This window comes from Aeromonas veronii, from assembly GCF_040215105.1.
In the GTDB taxonomy this organism is placed as follows: domain Bacteria; phylum Pseudomonadota; class Gammaproteobacteria; order Enterobacterales; family Aeromonadaceae; genus Aeromonas; species Aeromonas veronii_G.
This window is the reverse complement of record NZ_CP157875.1, coordinates 3,519,892-3,537,810: the sequence shown is the minus strand read 5'-3', so window position 1 is coordinate 3,537,810 and position 17,919 is coordinate 3,519,892. Positions and strand designations below refer to the sequence as shown.

The window sequence follows — 17,919 nt, the reverse complement described above, 5'->3', positions numbered from 1 at the left end:
CCCCCAACGTTCAGGTATTTAGGGCCATCCCGACGGGATGGCCCCTTTTTTATGTTTTTTTGGGGTGAAGCTGCGTGATGATCGTTGGCTGTGCGGGGAGCGCTGTGCACTGATGGGGCTTGTCACTGGTGAAGTCACCCCATCATGGTGCAGTTTTTTACCTATAAGGGATTAGTTGCCGAACTGGCTCATATCGATCACCAGCTTGCCCACCATGCGGCCCGCCTCCACCTCGGCGTGGGCGTTTGCCAGGTTGGTCGGCGTCAGCGCGGGCAGGGTCTTGCTGAGGGTGGTCTTGATCACTCCTTCATCTACCAGCGCCGCAACCCGGCCCAGCAGCTTGTGTTGCTCGATCATGTCCGGGGTATGGAACAGGGAGCGGGTGAACATGAACTCCTGGCTGAAGGTGACGCTCTTGGACTTGAGCAGACCGAGGTCCCAGGGTTCGCTTGATTCGGCGATGGTGCAGATGTGGCCAAAGGGGCGAATGAGGCTTGCCATGGCATTCCAGTGTTGTTCGGTGGCGTTGGTGCAGAAGATGGCGTCGAGCTGGCTGATGCCGAGCGCCGCAAGATCCCCTTGCAGGTTGTGGTGGCTGACCACCTGATGGGCACCCAGCGCGAGGCACCACGCCCGGGTCTCTGGCCGGGAGGCGGTGGCGATCACCTCCATATTGGTGAGCTGGCGGGCGAGCTGGATGGCGATGGAGCCTACCCCGCCGGCGCCGCCGATGATGAGCAGGCGCCCTTCGCTTTCACGATGCAGGCCAATACGCTCGAACAGGGCTTCCCAGGCGGTGATGGCGGTGAGGGGGAGGGCGGCGGCCTCCAGATCGGTCAACGAGGCCGGGGCCAGGGCGACGATGCGCTCATCCACCAGTTGCAGGGCGCTGTTGCTGCCCGGGAGGCTGATGTCACCGGCGTACCAGACTCTGTCGCCGGCCTTGAACAGGGTCACTTCGCTGCCGACGGCCACCACTTCCCCGACCGCATCCCAGCCGAGCACGCGGGGGCTGGACTCCACCTTGGCCTTGGGGGCGCGGACCTTGGTGTCGACCGGGTTGATGGAGGTGGCGTTCACCTTGACCAGCAGATCCCGCGGGCCCGGCGTCGGGGTGGGGAGTTCGGCCTCGATGAAGCAGTGGGGGTGATCGCTTGGCAGGTAGTGGGTCAGGGCGATGGCTTTCATGGCTATTCCTTTCAATTCGGCATGAGTGGGATTGCCAAGCAGTCTAGCTCGGTGGATTATCCAGATTAAGACGAGTAATTTGGAAAGACTGTTTGTATATATGAACAATGTCGAACTGGAATTGATGGGCTTGTTTGCGACCGTGGTCGAGCAGGGGAGTTTCACCCGGGCGGCGGAGTTGCTCGACATGCCCAAGTCATCGGTGAGCCAGAAGATCTCGCGCCTTGAGTCCCAACTCGGGGTCCGGCTGCTGCAGCGCACCACCCGCAGACTCAGCCTGACGCCGCAAGGGGAGCTCTATGTGGAGCATTGCAAGGGGTTGCTGGTGCTGGCCCGCAGCGCCAATCTGGCGATGGCGAGGCTGCGCAGTGCCCCCGCTGGCCGGGTGCGCATCACAGCCCCGGAAGCGACCGGCACCCTGCTGCTCGGCAAGATCCTGGCGGAGTTTCGTGCCCTCTATCCGGATGTGGTGCTGGAGCTGACCCTGAGTGACGAGCAACTGGATCTGGTGGGGGAGGGGTACGATCTGGCACTGCGGGCGGCGCCTCTCAAGGATTCCAGCCTCATCTGCCGGCGCATCGGTCAGGTGGCACGCCATCTGGTGGCGGCGCCGGCCTATCTGGGTGAACGGGGGGCGCCGCAGCAGCTCTCTGAACTGGGGTTACATGCCTGTCTGGTGCACACGGCGCTACCGATATGGCCACTGCAGGAAGGGGGATGGCGCGTGCGGGGGGCCTGCATCAGCAACAGCCTGCTGGCACTGCGGGAGCTGGCCCTCCATGGCGGGGGCATCGCTCTCTTGCCTGACCATGTCTGCCGGGGGGATCTGGCGGCCGGGCGACTGCAGAAGGTTCTGCCGGACTTGGCCATTCCCCCCAACCCCTTCTATCTCATCTACCCGAGCCGGGAACACCTGGCACCGGCCCTGCGCACCCTGATGGACTTTGTGGCCGATCGCCTGCCCTTCGCCTGAAAGCTGGCGCCAGCAGGACTAGGGCTGGGCCTTGCCCGGCTCGAGGCCGAGGGGGACGGACTGGCGCTCTGCCAGCATGCGGATCTGCCCCTCGATGAGCCCCGCGTTGGGACCCAGCACCAGCACCAGCTGATGGTCGTTGAGCACTATCCACGACAGGCTGCCAAGGGCGGTGAGGCGACTCTGATCCACCAGGGTCATGTCGCCGACTCTCAGGCTCAGGCGGGTCAGACAGACACTCATGGCCTGCAGGTTGTCCATGCCTCCCAGCACCTTGAGAAACTGGATGGCCAGCATCTGGGGATCGGTGGGGGTCACATTGGCGAGCTGGGGCAGATCCTCGGCCAGGGTACGGCTTGGCAGGCTGAGTGGGGAGCGCTCCAGCAGCAGGGAGAAGAGCAGGGCATAGGCGACGAAGAAGAGGATGCCGAGGGGAATGAGCCAGAAGCTGTGCTCCCCGGCGGCGTAGCTCAACACCAGATCCAGCAGCCCGGCGGAGAAGTAACTGCCCACCTTGATGCCAAGGCCGCTGCAGACCGCGAAGGAGATCCCGGTCAGCAGGGTGTGGGCCAGGAACAGCCAGGGGGCGGTGAAGGCAAACAGAAACTCGATGGGCTCGGTGATCCCCACCAGCGCCGAGGTGAGGGCCAGGGTGAGCAGCATGCCCCCCTGTGGCAGGCGTTGCAGGCGTTTGCGATGGACCCAGATGGCGAAACAGGCCCCCGGCAGGCCGAACATGATGACAGGGTAGAGACCGGCGAAGTAGCCCTCGTGCAGGGGCTGGGCGCTGGCCAGTGCCTGCAGGTTGCTCTCACCCAGTCCCACCAGACTGCCCAGCACCTGGTGCAGACCGAGGGGGATCAGCAGCCGGTTCAGCACGCCGTAGCAGAAGGCGCCAAAAGGGGTAGTGAGCAGGTGGGTGTCAACCTGGCTTATGCCCGCTTCCAGCATGGGCCAGAACAGAAACAGCGGGATCACCAGCAGCAGGCAGGCGAGGGCCGAGATCAGCAGGCCGGGGAGATCTTCCTGCAGCGGGCGCAGCCAGCCAGGCAGGCGCAGGGTGCGGGACCAGGAGAAGATGAGTGCCGTGGTGAGCCCGGCGAGGATGCCGCAGATCATGTCCGCATGCAGGCCGGGAGAGAGGGTGTTGAATGCCGAACTCAGCAGCAGGAAGTTGATCGCCCCCGCCAGCGCCTGGATCCCCTGCCCCTGCCTGCTCAGGCCAAAGGCGATGGCCACTGCATAGATGAGGGGCATCTGGCCGAACAGGGCCTGACCGGCGAGGGAGAGCACGGCGAGATCCAGCACATCCGGCTGGCCGAGCCGATGCAGCAAGGCGGCCAGGGGCAGGATGGAGACCGGCAACAGCAGGGCATAGCCGAGCCGTTGCAGGGCCTGGGTCAGGGTTTGTCTGGCTGTCGGTGCAGGCATGTGAACTGGCTGTTTTGTGACGTGGCGCACAGTTTACCCGCCTTGCACCCATTTGGGGATAGAAAATGTGCTCTTTATTGCGCGCTTTGTTATTTCTGATCAAATAAGCGCCGCACGCTTTGATCCGGGGGGGCCGTCAACAGGCTGACCAGAATGAAGGCGATGAGCCCGAGGGTCAGGCTGGGGACGATGGCGTGCAGACCGGCCAGCTTGATCCCCCACTGACTCAGGACCCCGTAGCAGAGAATGCCGCTCACCATGCTAGCCAGGGCGCCGGGGCCGTTAGCCCTGGACCAGTAGAGGCCGAGCACCAGGGGCCAGAGGAAGACCGCTTGCAGGCCGCCAAAGGCGAGCAGATTGAGCCAGATGATCATCTCGGGGGGCTGCAGGGCCGCCACCAGCACCAGGGTGCCGAGGATCAGGGTGCAGAGCAGGGAGAGGCGCGGCACCCGTACTTCCAGTTTCTCCTGCCGTTCATTTTTAGGACTGAGATAGTTGAGGTAGAGATCCTTGACCAGGGTTGCCGAGGCCTGGATGAGCTGGGAGTCGATGGTGGACATGATGGCCGCCATGGGGGCCGCCAGGAAGACCCCGGCGAGCCAGGGGGGCAGCACCTCCATCATCAGGGAGGGCATGATCTTGTCCGGGCTGTCCATGCCGGGCAGGATGGCACGACCGAGCGCCCCAGCCAGGTGCATGCCGAACATCAGCAGGGCGCTGACGACGGTGCCGATGAGGATGCCACGGTGCAGCGCCTTGCTGTCCCGGTAGCCGAAGCAGCGCAGGGCGGAGTGGGGCAACCCCACCACCCCGATGCAGACCAGCACCCAGAAGCTCAGCATGAAGGGCTGGGTCAGCATGTCGCCAGCCCCTTGCGGGCTCACCAGCTTGGGGTCGATCTCCTTGAGCTGATGGATGAGGTTTGGCAGGCCGTCACCGGCCACCAGGATCCCCGCCAGCAGGGCGCCGGTGCCGATCAGCATGATGATCCCCTGCAGGGCATCCGTCATGACCACGGCCCTGAACCCGCCTATGACGGTATAAAGTAGCACGCAGCTGGCAAAAAGTAGCAGACCCTGCTGATAACTGAGGCCTGTCGCGGTCTCCAGCAGGCGTGCCCCGCCGATGAACTGCACCACCATGGTGGCGATAAAGGCCAGGATGATGGTGACCGAGCCCAGCACCACCACCCATTTGCTGCGATAACGGGCCCACAGCATGTCGTTGATGGTCACCGCATTGACCCGGCGGGCGATGATGGCGAACTTCTTGCCAAGCACCCCCAGGGTGAGCCAGACGGTGGGCAGCTGGATCATCGCCAGCAACACCCAGCCGAGGCCAATCTTGTAGGCGGCGCCCGGCCCGCCGATAAAGGACGATGCGGACGTATAGGTCGCCACCAGCGTCATGGCCAGCACCAGGCCGCCCATGCTGCGATTGCCGATGAAGTACTCCTGCACGAAGTCGCCGCCGACGCGATGGCGGCTGGCCCAGTAGCCGACCCCCAGTACCAGGACCAGGTAGACGATGAGCGGCAGCATCAACTCAAGATTCATGGCGGCGGGGCTCCTTGCTGTCGGATGAGGACTCGTGGGGTGTCTGGCCCATGGCTGGACCCTGAGTGCCGGTACCTTGCTGGGGGGAATCGACCGGCTCTTCGGTATCCAGGGGGATGTCGACGAAGAGGTGATCCACCATGAGGGCGCACAGGCCGATGAACAGCAACGGCATCAGGATGCAGCTGAGTACAAACCAGAGTGGCATGTCCCAGAGTTCCATATCCTCGGGGATGAAATAGGCAGAGCCGTACCAGGCGGCAAAATAGAGCAGGGTGAGCAGCAGACAGAGGGCTGCTTCCCGACGGGCGAGTGCGAAACGGTTCACCTTGGCCTCCGACGAGTGAGCGGGGCGCAAGAATAACAAAAAAGGGCCATGTCGCCATGGCCCTTTTTGCGTTGCCGATCCCGGGGGACCAAGCAATCCCTGTATAACGTGTCGGTTACAGACCCAACTTCTTGTGCAGGTAGTGGATGTTGGTGCCACCGTGCTGGAAGTTCTCGTCCTTCATGATCTCTTTTTGCAGGGCGATGTTGGTCTTGATCCCTTCCACCACCAGCTCGTCGAGGGCGTGACGCATGCGGGCGATGGCGACGTCACGGTTTTCACCGTAACAGATCAGCTTGCCGATCATGGAGTCGTAGTAGGGGGGCACCTTGTAGCCCGCATAGATGTGGGACTCCCAGCGCACACCCAGACCACCCGGCGCATGGAAGCGCTGGATGAGGCCCGGAGACGGCATGAAGGTCGCGGGATCTTCGGCATTGATCCGGCACTCGATGGCGTGGCCACGCAGGCGGATGTCCTGCTGGGTGATGGACAGGGGCTGGCCGGCGGCGATGCGCAGCTGCTCCTTGATGAGATCCACACCGGTGACCATCTCGGTGACCGGGTGCTCGACCTGGATCCGGGTGTTCATCTCGATGAAGTAGAACTCGCCATTCTCGTACAGGAACTCGAAGGTGCCCGCACCGCGGTAGCCGATCTCCAGACAGGCGCGAACGCAGCGCTCGCCGATGAACTTGCGCATCTCTTCGGTGATGCCGGGGGCCGGCGCTTCTTCCACGACCTTCTGGTGGCGACGCTGCATGGAGCAGTCCCGCTCGCCCAGATAGAGGGCGGTACCCTGGCCATCTGCCAACACCTGGATCTCGATGTGGCGCGGGTTCTCCAGGTACTTCTCCATGTAGACCATGTCGTTCTTGAAGAACTGGCCCGCCTCGGACTTGGTCAGGGCGATGGCACCGGCCAGTTCGGCCTCGTTGCGCACCACCCGCATGCCACGACCACCACCGCCACCGGCGGCCTTGATGATCACGGGGTAACCGATCCGCTTGGCGATGGTGGCGTTGCGCTTGGCATCGTTGTCCACCGGGCCGTCGGAGCCGGGTACGCAGGGGACGCCTGCCTTCTTCATCGCCTCGATGGCGGAAACCTTGTCACCCATCAGGCGAATGGTCTCGGCGCGCGGGCCGATGAAGATGAAGCCGGATTTCTCGACCACTTCGGCAAAATCGGCGTTCTCGGAGAGGAAGCCGTAGCCCGGGTGGATGGCGACGGCACCGGTCACCTCGGCGGCGGCGATGATGGCCGGCACGTTGAGGTAGGATTCGCCGCTGGCAGGCTTGCCGATGCAGATGGTTTCATCGGCCAGGAGCACATGCTTGAGCTCCCGGTCGGCGGTGGAGTGAACGGCCACTGTCTTGATCCCGAGCTCTTTGCAGGCGCGCAGGATCCGCAGGGCAATTTCACCTCGGTTGGCGATGACTACTTTGTCCAACATGGGTGGCGTTTTCCCTTATTCGATGATGAACAGCGGCTCGTCGAATTCGACGGCCTGACCATTTTCAACCAGGATCGCTTTGATCACACCGGCCTTGTCAGACTCGATTTGGTTCATCATTTTCATGGCTTCGACGATGCACAGGGTATCGCCGACATTGACGTGCTGACCCACTTCCACAAACGGCTTGGCTTCCGGGCTGGAGGAGCGGTAGAAGGAGCCCACCATGGGGGAGCGCATCAGATGACCGCTCGGGGCGGCATCGGCGGCAGGGGCTGCGGTCGGGGCAACGGCGGCAACCGGGGCGGCCACTTGCTGAGCCGGAGCCGGCATCATCATCTGCGGGGCAACGCTAACCTGGCCGGAGAAATTGCGGCTGATGCGAACGGACTCTTCCCCTTCGGAGATTTCCAGCTCGGCGATGCCGGACTCTTCAACCAGTTCAATCAGCTTCTTGATTTTGCGGATATCCATTAGCATTCTCTTTCTTCTTTATCTGATCAGTGATTATCAAGCCGCGCGCAACTGGTGCACGGCCGCGGTTAAAGCGAATTGGTAGCCATCGGCACCCAGCCCACAGATCACGCCCTTGGCCACATCGGACAGATAGGAGTGATGACGGAAAGGCTCCCTGGCATGAACATTTGACAGGTGAACCTCGATGAAGGGGATGGCGACACCCAGCAGGGCATCGCGCAGGGCGACGCTGGTGTGGGTGAAGGCGGCCGGGTTGATGATGATGTAGTCCACCTGGCCCATGGCCTGATGGATACGGCCTATCAACTCATGTTCGGCGTTGGATTGCAGATGTTCCAGCGTGACACCGAGTTCGCCGGCGCTCTGCTGCAGATCGGCGACGATCTCATCGAGCGTCTTGCTGCCGTAGATACCCGGCTCCCGCTTGCCCAACAGATTCAGGTTGGGACCATTGAGCAGGAGAATTCGGTGATGTTGCGACATATTGTGTACATCCTCGATGATAATGCTGCCATCTGTCGGCTATCTGTGGACTATCAGAAATCTAGCCATTTTCTGCGCAATTCGATGTGCCCTGGCACACAGATTTCGCAATTATATTGATTTCGTGAAAAATCGCAGCATTTTACTGGTCTAATCTCTACATCTGTTCGTTTTTTGTTCTATCTGGGCCCTATTGCTAAAGCCGGACGACAGAGACGACAAAGCCGGCGCGAGGCCGGCTTTGTGGGACGTCAGGAGTGGACTCAAGCCGCCTCTGACTTCTCGCGGATAAGCTTGTCCACGACTCCCGGATCCGCCAGGGTGGAGATATCCCCCAGGCTGTCGGTCTCACCGGTGGCTATCTTGCGCAAGATGCGGCGCATGATCTTGCCGGAGCGGGTCTTGGGCAGCCCCTCGGCCCAGTGGATCACGTCCGGCGTGGCGATGGCGCCGATCTCCTTGCGCACCCACTCCTTCACCTCTTTATGCAGCTCGCGGCTCGGCTCTTCCCCGGCGATCAGGGTGACATAGGCATAGATGCCCTGGCCCTTGATCTCGTGGGGCACTCCCACCACGGCGGCTTCGGCAATTTTCGGATGGGCCACCAGGGCAGATTCGATCTCGGCGGTGCCCATGCGGTGGCCGGAGACGTTCAGTACATCATCCACCCGACCGGTGATCCAGTAGTAGCCATCGTTGTCGCGACGGGCACCGTCGCCGGTGAAGTAGCGACCGGGGAAGGTGGAGAAGTAGGTCTGCTCGAAGCGCTCGTGATCGCCAAACACGGTGCGCATCTGGCCGGGCCAGGAGTCGGTGATCACCAGGTTGCCCTCGGTGGCACCGTCCAGCGGCTCGCCCAGGTTGTCCACCAGGGCCGGCTGCACTCCGAAGAAGGGGCGAGTGGCGGAGCCGGGTTTCAGATCGGTGACGCCGGGCAGGGGGCTGATGAGGATGCCGCCGGTCTCGGTCTGCCACCAAGTATCGACGATGGGGCAACGCTCGTCCCCTATGGTGCGGTAGTACCACTCCCAGGCTTCCGGGTTGATGGGCTCACCCACGGATCCCATGATGCGCAGGCTGGAACGGGAGGTGCCTTCCACCGCTTCTTTACCCTTGGCCATCAGGGCGCGAATGGCGGTCGGCGCCGTGTAGAGGATGCTGACGTTATGTTTGTCCACCACCTGACTCATGCGGTTGGTGGCCGGGTAGTTCGGCACCCCTTCGAACATGAGGGTGGTGGCGCCGTTGGCAAGCGGCCCGTAAACCAGATAGGAGTGGCCGGTGACCCAACCCACGTCGGCGGTACACCAGTAGATGTCCTCCTCGTGGTAGTCGAACACGTACTTGAAGGTGAGGCTGGCGTAGACCAGGTAGCCGCCCGTGGTGTGCAGCACCCCCTTGGGCTTGCCGGTGGAACCCGAGGTGTAGAGCACGAACAGCGGATCCTCTGCGCCCATGGCTTCGGGAGGGCAATCCGTACTGACGCTCGCGACGGCGTCGTGCCACCAGAGATCGCGATGGCTGTGCCAGGCGACCTGGCCGCCGGTGCGCTTGAGGACGATGACCTTGTTGACCCGGGTCTCGGGGTTGGTGAGGGCTTCATCCACGTTCTTCTTGAGGGGGATGGGGCGACCGCCACGCAAGCCCTCATCGGCGGTGATGACGATGGAGGAGCCGGAGTCGATGATGCGACCGGCCAAAGCCTCTGGCGAGAAGCCACCGAAGACGATGCTGTGAACGGCGCCGATGCGGGTACAGGCCAGCATGGCGATGGCGGCTTCCGGCACCATGGGCATGTAGAGGCAGACCATGTCACCGCGTCTGACCCCCTGGGCCTTGAGCACGTTGGCAAACTTGCACACCTCGGTGTGCAGCTCGCGATAGGTCAGCTTGCGATCCTCGGCCGGGTTGTCCCCTTCCCAGATGATGGCGACCTTGTCGCCGCGCTCGGCCAGATGGCGATCAAGGCAGTTGGCAGAGACGTTGAGCAGGCCATCTTCATACCACTTGATGGAGACATGGCCCGGATCGTAGGAGGTATTCTTGACCCGGGTGTAGGGCTTCATCCAGTCGATGATTTTGCCCTGCTCACCCCAGAAGGCCTCGGGATCCTGCACCGATGCCTGATACATGGCCTCATAGCCTGCCTTGTCCAGCAGGGCGTTCTTACCGATGTGGGCCTTGACCGGGTAGACCTTGCTCTCGCTCATCTGTCACTCCTTTTAATACATTCTTGTAATGTTTGAGTAACAACTTATACCTTTGGTGCCCGAGGGCAATTAGACTTTTGGATAGCGATGAACTGCGGCTTCTGCCGGCAGGGAAGGAAGGCATCTGGAACGAGAAAGGGAGCCGATGGCTCCCTTTCTCTATGGAACAGGCGGGCTCAGTACCAGGCCCCGTGCCGGGGGACGAGTTTGCTGGCCAGATGGGATTTGGAGAGGGGGTGGCTGAACAGATAGCCCTGCCCCTCCTCGCAGCGCAGGGACTGCAAAAACCGGCGCTGGGGCTGGGTCTCTATCCCCTCGGCGGTGACGGCCATGCCGAGACTCTCCGCCAGATGGACTATGGTGCGGCACAGTTCCCGGCTGTGCTTGTCGTCGGGCAGGGCCTGCACGAAGGATCTGTCTATCTTGATGCGATCGATGGGCAGGGTCTTGAGCAGGCCGAGGGAGGAGAAGCCGGTACCAAAGTCATCGATGGCGATCTGGACTCCCAGCGCCTTGAGGCGGGTGAACAGGCGCAGGCTCTGATCCACGCTCTGGATGATGCTCTCGGTGACCTCGATTTCCAGCCGCTCTGCCGGGAACCCCGTCTCCGACAAGATGGCCGCTACTTTCTCCACGTAATCGGGGGCGCACATCTCCCTGACCGACACGTTGACGGAGAGCCTGGGCACGTCCAGCCCCTGCGTCAGCCAGCGCTGTCCCTGCTGGCAGGCGGTGCGCATGACCCACTCCCCTATCTGTTCGATGAGGCCGCATCGCTCGGCCACCGGAATGAAGCGGGCGGGGGAGATCACCCCCTCGCGCGGGTGCTGCCAGCGCAGCAGGGCCTCCAGCCCGCTCAGCCGGTTGCTGGTGAGATCGGCCATGGGTTGGTAGAGGACGCGAAACTGCTGCTGCGCCACCGCCTCGATCAGTCCCTGCTCCAGCAGCATGCGTTCCCGCGTCTGCTCGGCCATGTCGGGGGCATAGAGCAGATGGCCATTGCGGCCGAGTCGCTTGGCCGCCAGCATGGCGCTGTTGGCCGCACTGATGAGACTGTCCGGGGTCTGACCGTGCTCCGGATAGAGGGCGACACCTATGCTGGCGGAGAGGGTGACCCGCTCCTGTCCAAGCTCGGCTGGCTCGTGCAATGCCTGCAGCAGTTGCGCGATACGCTCGGCCAGCGATTGTGATTGAAGAAGGCCCGGGATCAGCACCAAAAACTCGTCGGCACCGAGCCGGGCGGCGAGATCCCGGGGGCGAAGATGGTGGCGAATGCGCCCGGCCAGCAGCTTGAGCAGGAGATCGCCGCTCTCGTGGCCCAGGGTGTCGTTGATCAATTTGAAGCCGTCGAGATCGATGAACAGCAGGGCAAAGCCATCATCATGGTGGCAGGAGTGCGCGATTTCCTGCAGGAGTCGCTCCTGCAGCAGGGCGCGATTGCCGAGATCCGTGAGGGGGTCGTGGTAGGCGAGGTGGTGAAGTCGCGCCTCCGCCAGTTGCAGTCGATCGGCCTGATGATGGGATAGGTGTTCTTCAGCGATGTCTCGCACGATAAGCAAGAGACCATCCGGCGCGCCGCTGGCGTCCAGAATGGGGCTGCAGATTGCCTGCCAGTGTCTGGGTTGCGCAGGATGGCCGGTGATGAAATGGCCAAGGTCCCATTTTGTCTGGGGGATCCCGCGATGGATCAGTGTACCGAGCAGCGGGGTCAGCAGGGGAAGCTCGGTTTCATCCAGTTCAAGCAGGCTTTGACCAAGGGCGAGGGGAACGCCACAGATCTCGGCGAAGGGGCCATTGACGCTGCGACACCGGAACTCCCGATCGAATACTCCTATGCCGAAGGGCGTCATGTCGAACAGGCGTAGCAGTTGCTGGGGAGGCAGGGGGCTGGACAACAGGGGGGCCTTGACCGATCCGGGTAGCGCTTTTGTCATGGGCAGATCCTGAATTGATTTGTTTATCAATTTGGCGTGTTTGTCAGTATGGCAGGAAGTCGTCGGAGGGAAAGGTGTCGGGAATGGAGGGGCGGCTCAGCCCTTCTGGCGGCCGAAGGCTTGCAGGCCGCGCACCAGTACCAGCATGGCCAAGGCGAGGAAGGGGAGGGCGAAGGCCATCAGCGGCAGCCAGTGTGCCTGGCTGTTGCTGCTGTGGATGAAGTCTATCCAGGCTACCAGCAGGGCCAGCATGCCGGCTATCTGGAAGCGGCGGCGCAGCACCACCTCTACTCCCAGGTTCGCGAGGTAGAGGGTGAGCAGTATGCCGGCGAAGCCGGTGAGCTGGGCGCCCCCGTACAGGGCCCTGTCCGGATTGAACAACAGGGCCGCCAGCGGGAGCAGGCCCTGCTCGGTCGGAATGAAGGTGAGCAGCCAGCAGGCGATCAGCAGCAGGGCCGTCTTCATGCCGCCAGCCGCCGGCAGAATATGAGCAGCAGGGCCGTCTTCATGGGATCAGTCGGCGGCTTGTGCCGGTTTGACCAGATTCAGGTAGTTGGCGTCCATGTGGAGGAAGACCCCCAGCAGGCGGGCGCTGGCACCGTAGAAGCCGAACTTGTCGGCCTTGCGGCAGGCCTGTTCGAAATCGGCGAACCAGCCAAGCAGGTGGTGGTGCAACAGCTCTTCCTGCTCCTTGAGCCACTGTTCCCGCTCGCTGGCGGTGGTCGCTTCGGCGGCGCGAATGATGAGATTGCCCATCAGATCCAGCTCGATGGCCAGGTGATCGGCAGGCTCCTTGTATTTGTCGCTGACATCGATGCCGAGGCGTGCGAGGCGCGCCTGCATCTCGGCCATGGGGGCCTGCATCAGCAGTTTGGCCTCCCCGCGATAGAGGGATTCGTAGGGCAGGGCGCCCTGCTTGGGATCCACCAGGAACAGACCGGCGAAGTCGGCGGCCAGTTCCAGCTGGCGATCCGGGCGCACCAGCAGGCGGGTGATGGCGTCATTGAGTTCGCCCACCGCGTCACGCATGGGATCCAGCGTGGAGAGACTCTTCAGGAAGCTGCGCACGTCATAGCTGTCGTACTCGGCGATCTGGGCGTCGCTGAGTTCGGCGGCAAACAGGGTGGAAAACCACCAGTAAAGTTCGGCCCGGCGTTCGCTGGTAGCCATAAATTCCTGCATTTTTCCTCCGTGGATGACAATCGGGAGCCTTGATGGCCCCCGATTCTAACGACTTTAAAAATAAAGGAAACTCAAGGGGCGGTTTTGGCCGCCCCGCTCACAGTGCCGGGAACATGGGGTCGATGCCGGCCGCGGATTCCGGTGCGCCAAAGGCGGTGACCGCAGGCGCCTGGCCCTGGAATTTCTCGATCTCCACTAGCGTGGTGTGGGCCGTGGTGGCCTGGGCCAGGCTGGAGGAGCCGATGTCGGCGGTCAACACGTTGGGGTCCCCATAGGTACAGAGTGTGCCCACCTTGCCCCCTTCCAGCGGACCGTACCAGGCCCCCTCCTGAATGCGTACCACACCGGAGGCGTAGTCATCGGAGACCACCAATCCTGCCAGTACCTGACCGCGGCCGTTGAACACCCGTACCAGATCTCCGTCCTTGAGGCCCCGCGCCTTGGCGTCCTGCGGGCTCATGTAGACGGGCTCACGGCCCTGCACCGTGTAGGTGGCGCGGTAGGCGTCCGAGGAGCAGAGCTGGCTGTGCAGCCGCTTGTCCGGGTGGCAGGATTGCAGGTGCAGCGGATACTGCTGGCTGCCCGGGCCGCCGTGGGAGCGCTCGAACGGCTCAATCCAGACCGGATGGCCGGGGCAATCCGCATAGCCGTAGTTGGCGATGGTCTGGGAGAAGATCTCGATGAGACCGGATGGGGTACCGAGCGGCTCCAGATCCGGCTCCTGACGGAACGACTCGTGGCGCACCCAGGGCTGGCCGGCGGGGAAGGTGACGAAGCCTTCACCTTGCCAGAACTGGCTGAAGCGGGGCAGACGGATGCCGATCCCCCGGCCCTGCAGGCGGGCGTCGTCATAGATGCTCTGAATCCACTCCAGCTTGCTCTTGCCACCGGTGAACTCGGCCTCGCGACCGAAGCGGCGGCAGAGATCGGCGAAGATGTCGTAGTCGTCGCGGGCCTCGAACAGCGGTTCCACTATCTTGCGCATGGCCAGGATGCCGGCGTTGGAGTGGGAGCCCCACTGCTCGATGTCATCCCGCTCGTAGGTGGTGGTGGCGGGCAGCACGATGTCGGCGAAGCGGCAGCTCGCGGTCCACTGGTGATCCACGCTCACCACGGTTTCCAGCTTGCGCCAGGCCGCCACCATCTTGTTGCGATCCTGCTGGTGGTGGAAGGGGTTGTTGCCGCAGAACACCGCCATCTTCATCTCTGGATAGGTGATGGTCTGGCCGTTGAAGGCGATCTTCTTGCCCGGGTTCAGGATGCAATCCACGAAGCGCGCCACCGGGATGAACTTGGAGTAGCCCTTCCAGTCACCGTTGTGAATGGGCTTGACCCCGGGGATGACGGAGCTGAAACCGGACATGATGGGGCCCGTGCTGGTGAGGGTACCGGCGCCATTGTAGTGCCAGCCAAAGCCATAACCGCCCCCCGGCAGGCCGATCTGCCCCAGCATGGAGGCCACGACCACCAGCATCCAGGCGTACTGCTCGCCGTGGTGCATGCGCTGCACACACCAGCCGCCGATGAGCTGGGTGCGGCCGCCGGCCATGGTGCGGGCCAGCTCGCGGATGCGGTCGGCGGGCACGCCACACAGCTTGGCCGCCCACTCGGCATCCTTCACCTGACCATCGCTCGTGCCGAGCAGATAGGGCAGGAACTTGTCAAATCCGGTGGTGTAGTTCTTCAGGAATTTCTCGTCGTGCAGCTTCTCGCTGTAGAGGGTATGGGCAATACCCAGCATCAGGGGCAGATCGGTCTGAGGATTCAGCGCTACCTGCTCGCAGCCCAGGTATTTTTGGGTCTTGGACTTGACCGGATCGACGCTGATGACCCGGATCTCCCCCCTGGCCACCTTCTCCTTGAGCTGTGCCCAGTAGTCGTAGACGCTGTGATCCGGCACCAGCCAGCCCACCTGCAGGTTCTTGATGGGATCGGATCCCCAGATGACGATGGTCTTGCTGTGCTCCAGCAGCAGGGGCCAGGAGGTCTGCTGCTCATACACCTCCATGGCGCCCGCCACGTGGGGCAGGATCACCTGGGCGGCGCCGGTGGAGTAGTCACCGGCCTTGGCCAGATAAGTGCCGTGCAGGTTCATGGCACGGCCCAGCATGGCACCGGCGGAGTGCAGCTTGCCCACCGACTGCCAGCCGGAGTGACCGGCGTAGAGGGCGCTCGGGCCGTGGGTTTTCTGCACCCGTTCCAGCTCGTGATAGAAGAAGTCCAGCGCCTGGGACCAGGTCACCCGCACGAAGCGGTTCTGGCCGCGCTCGCGGGTGTCGGACTGATAGCCCTTGCGTAGCCAGTCCAGGCGCACCATGGGATAGCGGATGCGGGAGGGGTTGTAGACCACCTCGCTGAGCCCCTTGAGCATGTCGGTCGGGTGCTTGTCGTGCTCGAACTGCAGGGTCTCGACCCAGCGGCCGTCCACCACCCGGGCGCGGAAGGCACCCCAGTGGGAGCCCGATTGCACCAGCTTGTCGCCGGACTCGGCGGCCATGACGGCGCGGCCGAGCAGGGAGGGGCCGATCAGGGCGCTGGCACCGCTGGCCAGCAGGCCACCCAGGAAACCACGGCGGGAAATGTTGATCATGATGTTATTCCTCTTTCGAATCCTTAGTGGCTACCCTGACCGCCGGTATCGGCGGCGTGGTTCTGCAGGTATTTGAGCAGGGTGCGCTCCTCTTCCTTGCTCAGGCGGTAGTAGGCGGACATCGCCTTGAGCCCCGAGATCCAGCCGTTGGCGGTGAAGTGAGCAGGATCCGGCGCCGCGTGGCAGGAGTTGCAGGTGGACTTGTACATCTCGCCGGCGTAGTCCCAGATGGGCTGCAGCGAGGGCTCGAGCCCCTTGCCATCGACCCAGGCCTGAACCCGGACCTGCTCCCAGGGGATCTGGGTGGCTTCGTCCATCTCCTGTTTGAGCACTTGCTCACCGGCCTTGAGTTCGTCGCGCAAGGTGGCGACGAAGACCCGCTTGCCCATGTATTCGCTCAGTACCCGGCCCTTGCCGTCACGCTCGCGCCAGCCTTCGACCGACACCTGGAGACGATCGCCGCTGCGGGCCAGCACCTCGATGCGCGAGGCAGGCAGCAGCTTGCCGACGGCTTCTGTGCCCTGCTCGCTGGCATAGAGATCTTTCTCGGCCAGGGTGTAGAGGGTCTCGGCGGCCGGGGCTTCCTGGGCTGCCGCCTTGAGGTTGGCGAAGGTGGCGCGGAAGCCGCCAGCCATGTTCGGCAGCTCGTGGGCGATGCCCTTGTGACACTCGATGCAGTTCATGTTCTTGGCGGCGGCGTCCTTCATGGCCAGGGCGGCGGCGGGGGACTGCTTGGCGTGATCCATGTTGTCGTAGCTGTGGCAGGACTTGCAGGTCTTGGAGTTCTGGCTGCTCATGCGGGCCCAGACCTTCTCGGCCAGGTGCAAGCGCCTGTCCTCAAACTTCTCCTGGGTGTCGATGCTGTGGCCTATGTACTCCTGATAGAGGTCGTTGGCGGCCTCCATCTTGCGGGCCACCTTGCCGACAAAGTCCTTGGGCTGGTGGCAGTCGGTACAGACCGCCTGCACCCCGGAGGCGTTCTTGAAGTGAACGGACTCTTTGTACTCCGGGTAGACGGTGCTCTCCATGGAGTGACAGGAGATGCAGAACTCCAGGGAGCTGGTCTTCTCGAAGCCATAGTGCAGGCCGACGGTACCGGCCAGGGTCACGCCGACCCCGACCAGGATCAGCGCCAGCACCGACCAGCGGCGGCTGGGTGTGCGCAGGAAGTGCCACAGTTTTTTCATGGAAGGTCTCTCACATCGCTTTTTTGATGGGAGCCATGATAGGGAGCTGCTGTGAACAGGGTTGCCGGTAAAAATTAATGAAATAGGGGTATTTATGAAAAAATATGAATAGAATGTTCCCCCCTGTCCCTGCTGCGAGCCCTGCCATGCGCCACCACATTCTGGTCGTCGAAGATGATGTCGTGACCCGCGAGAAGCTGACCGGCTATTTCGAACGGGAGGGCTATGCCGTGACCGCGGTGGAAGACGGGCAGGGGATGCGTACCACCCTAGCGGAGCAGGATATCGACCTGGTGATGCTGGACATCAACCTGCCGGGGGAAGATGGCCTGCTGCTGACCCGGGAGCTCAGAGCCCGCAGCACGGTGGGCATTATCCTGGTGACCGGGCGCAGCGATGCGGTGGACCGGATCGTGGGGCTCGAGATGGGGGCCGATGATTATGTCACCAAGCCGTTCGAGCTCAGGGAACTGCTGGTGCGGGTCAAGAACCTGCTGTGGCGCATCTCGCTGGCGGCCCCGGCTGCGCAGGCGCGCGAGCCCGATGATGATGCGGTCTGCTTCGGCCCCTGGCGCTTCGATATTCCCCGCCGTCAGCTCACCAAGGACGGGGTGCCGGTGCGCCTCACCAAGGCCGAGTACGAGGTGCTGGTGGTGTTCGTCGCCCACGCGGGTCGGGTGCTGAGCCGGGAGCGGATCCTGGCGCTCACCAGCCATCGCGGGGACGGGCCGAGCGATCGCACCATAGACGTGCTGATCCGCCGGCTGCGGGGAAAGATGGAAGAGGATCCGCGGGATCCCCGGCTGTTTGTCACCGTCCATGGCGAGGGGTATCTGTTTGCCGGTCAGATAGCCCCCTAGGCAGTGAATTAAGCTGTTTTAAATGAAATTTGTGAGTTATTTAATAATTATTTTCTTTATAGGT

Annotated in this window: 14 protein-coding genes and 1 pseudogene; 2 read left to right on the top strand and 13 right to left on the bottom strand. The window is 62.8% G+C overall.

What is annotated here, in order from left to right:
- Positions 1-171: 171 nt before the first annotated feature.
- Entirely contained in the window at positions 172-1,188 is a 1,017-nt protein-coding gene (locus ABNP46_RS16280) for a zinc-binding alcohol dehydrogenase family protein (protein WP_349919231.1), read from the bottom strand.
- A 100-nt stretch (positions 1,189-1,288) separates the two neighbouring features.
- Here ABNP46_RS16280 and ABNP46_RS16275 point away from each other — a divergent pair, with 100 nt between their 5' ends.
- Positions 1,289-2,161 (top strand): LysR family transcriptional regulator, encoded by an 873-nt coding sequence (locus ABNP46_RS16275; RefSeq protein ID WP_349919230.1) that lies wholly within the window; start codon positions 1,289-1,291, stop codon positions 2,159-2,161.
- An 18-nt stretch (positions 2,162-2,179) separates the two neighbouring features.
- Here ABNP46_RS16275 and ABNP46_RS16270 read toward each other — a convergent pair whose 3' ends face one another.
- The 12 genes and pseudogenes from ABNP46_RS16270 to torC all read right to left on the bottom strand — a co-directional run bounded on the left by ABNP46_RS16270 (position 2,180) and on the right by torC (position 16,995).
- Entirely contained in the window at positions 2,180-3,592 is a 1,413-nt protein-coding gene (locus tag ABNP46_RS16270) for a PTS transporter subunit EIIC (RefSeq protein WP_349919229.1), read from the bottom strand.
- Positions 3,593-3,681: 89 nt separating this feature from the next.
- Positions 3,682-5,148 carry a sodium/pantothenate symporter gene (panF, locus tag ABNP46_RS16265; RefSeq protein ID WP_349919228.1) on the bottom strand — a complete coding sequence of 489 codons (1,467 nt, stop codon included), beginning with the start codon at positions 5,146-5,148 and terminating at the stop codon, positions 3,682-3,684.
- Positions 5,149-5,227: 79 nt separating this feature from the next.
- A pseudogene (locus ABNP46_RS16260) lies at positions 5,228-5,476 on the bottom strand (YhdT family protein); the annotation flags it as partial.
- Positions 5,477-5,591: 115 nt separating this feature from the next.
- Positions 5,592-6,932 (bottom strand): acetyl-CoA carboxylase biotin carboxylase subunit, encoded by a 1,341-nt coding sequence (gene accC, locus ABNP46_RS16255; protein ID WP_349919227.1) that lies wholly within the window; start codon positions 6,930-6,932, stop codon positions 5,592-5,594.
- 15 nt (positions 6,933-6,947) lie between these two features.
- Entirely contained in the window at positions 6,948-7,406 is a 459-nt protein-coding gene (accB, locus tag ABNP46_RS16250) for an acetyl-CoA carboxylase biotin carboxyl carrier protein (protein ID WP_349919225.1), read from the bottom strand.
- A 36-nt stretch (positions 7,407-7,442) separates the two neighbouring features.
- Entirely contained in the window at positions 7,443-7,892 is a 450-nt protein-coding gene (gene aroQ, locus ABNP46_RS16245) for a type II 3-dehydroquinate dehydratase (RefSeq protein WP_349919223.1), read from the bottom strand.
- Between the two features lie 263 nt (positions 7,893-8,155).
- On the bottom strand, positions 8,156-10,102 hold the full coding sequence (acs, locus tag ABNP46_RS16240; protein ID WP_349919222.1) for an acetate--CoA ligase: 1,947 nt from the start codon (positions 10,100-10,102) through the stop codon (positions 8,156-8,158).
- Positions 10,103-10,278: 176 nt separating this feature from the next.
- Positions 10,279-12,036, bottom strand: a complete 1,758-nt coding sequence (locus ABNP46_RS16235) for a putative bifunctional diguanylate cyclase/phosphodiesterase (RefSeq protein WP_434476156.1) — start codon at positions 12,034-12,036, stop codon at positions 10,279-10,281.
- Positions 12,037-12,132: 96 nt separating this feature from the next.
- A complete protein-coding gene (locus tag ABNP46_RS16230) occupies positions 12,133-12,501 on the bottom strand; it encodes a hypothetical protein (RefSeq protein WP_349919221.1) in 369 nt (122 codons plus the stop codon).
- Positions 12,502-12,549: 48 nt separating this feature from the next.
- Positions 12,550-13,218: a molecular chaperone TorD gene (torD, locus tag ABNP46_RS16225; protein WP_349919220.1), complete on the bottom strand. Its 669-nt coding sequence runs from the start codon at positions 13,216-13,218 to the stop codon at positions 12,550-12,552.
- 97 nt (positions 13,219-13,315) lie between these two features.
- Positions 13,316-15,808, bottom strand: coding sequence for a trimethylamine-N-oxide reductase TorA (torA, locus tag ABNP46_RS16220; protein WP_349919218.1), 2,493 nt, complete (start codon positions 15,806-15,808; stop codon positions 13,316-13,318).
- Positions 15,809-15,831: 23 nt separating this feature from the next.
- The gene (torC, locus tag ABNP46_RS16215) at positions 15,832-16,995 is read right to left on the bottom strand and encodes a pentaheme c-type cytochrome TorC (protein ID WP_349919217.1); all 1,164 of its coding nucleotides are present in this window, start codon (positions 16,993-16,995) and stop codon (positions 15,832-15,834) included.
- Between the two features lie 146 nt (positions 16,996-17,141).
- On the opposite strand from torC, the gene torR reads away from it, so the two are divergent.
- Complete coding sequence (gene torR / locus ABNP46_RS16210; protein WP_349919215.1) at positions 17,142-17,855, top strand: two-component system response regulator TorR; 714 nt, start codon at positions 17,142-17,144, stop codon at positions 17,853-17,855.
- Positions 17,856-17,919 lie beyond the last annotated feature (64 nt).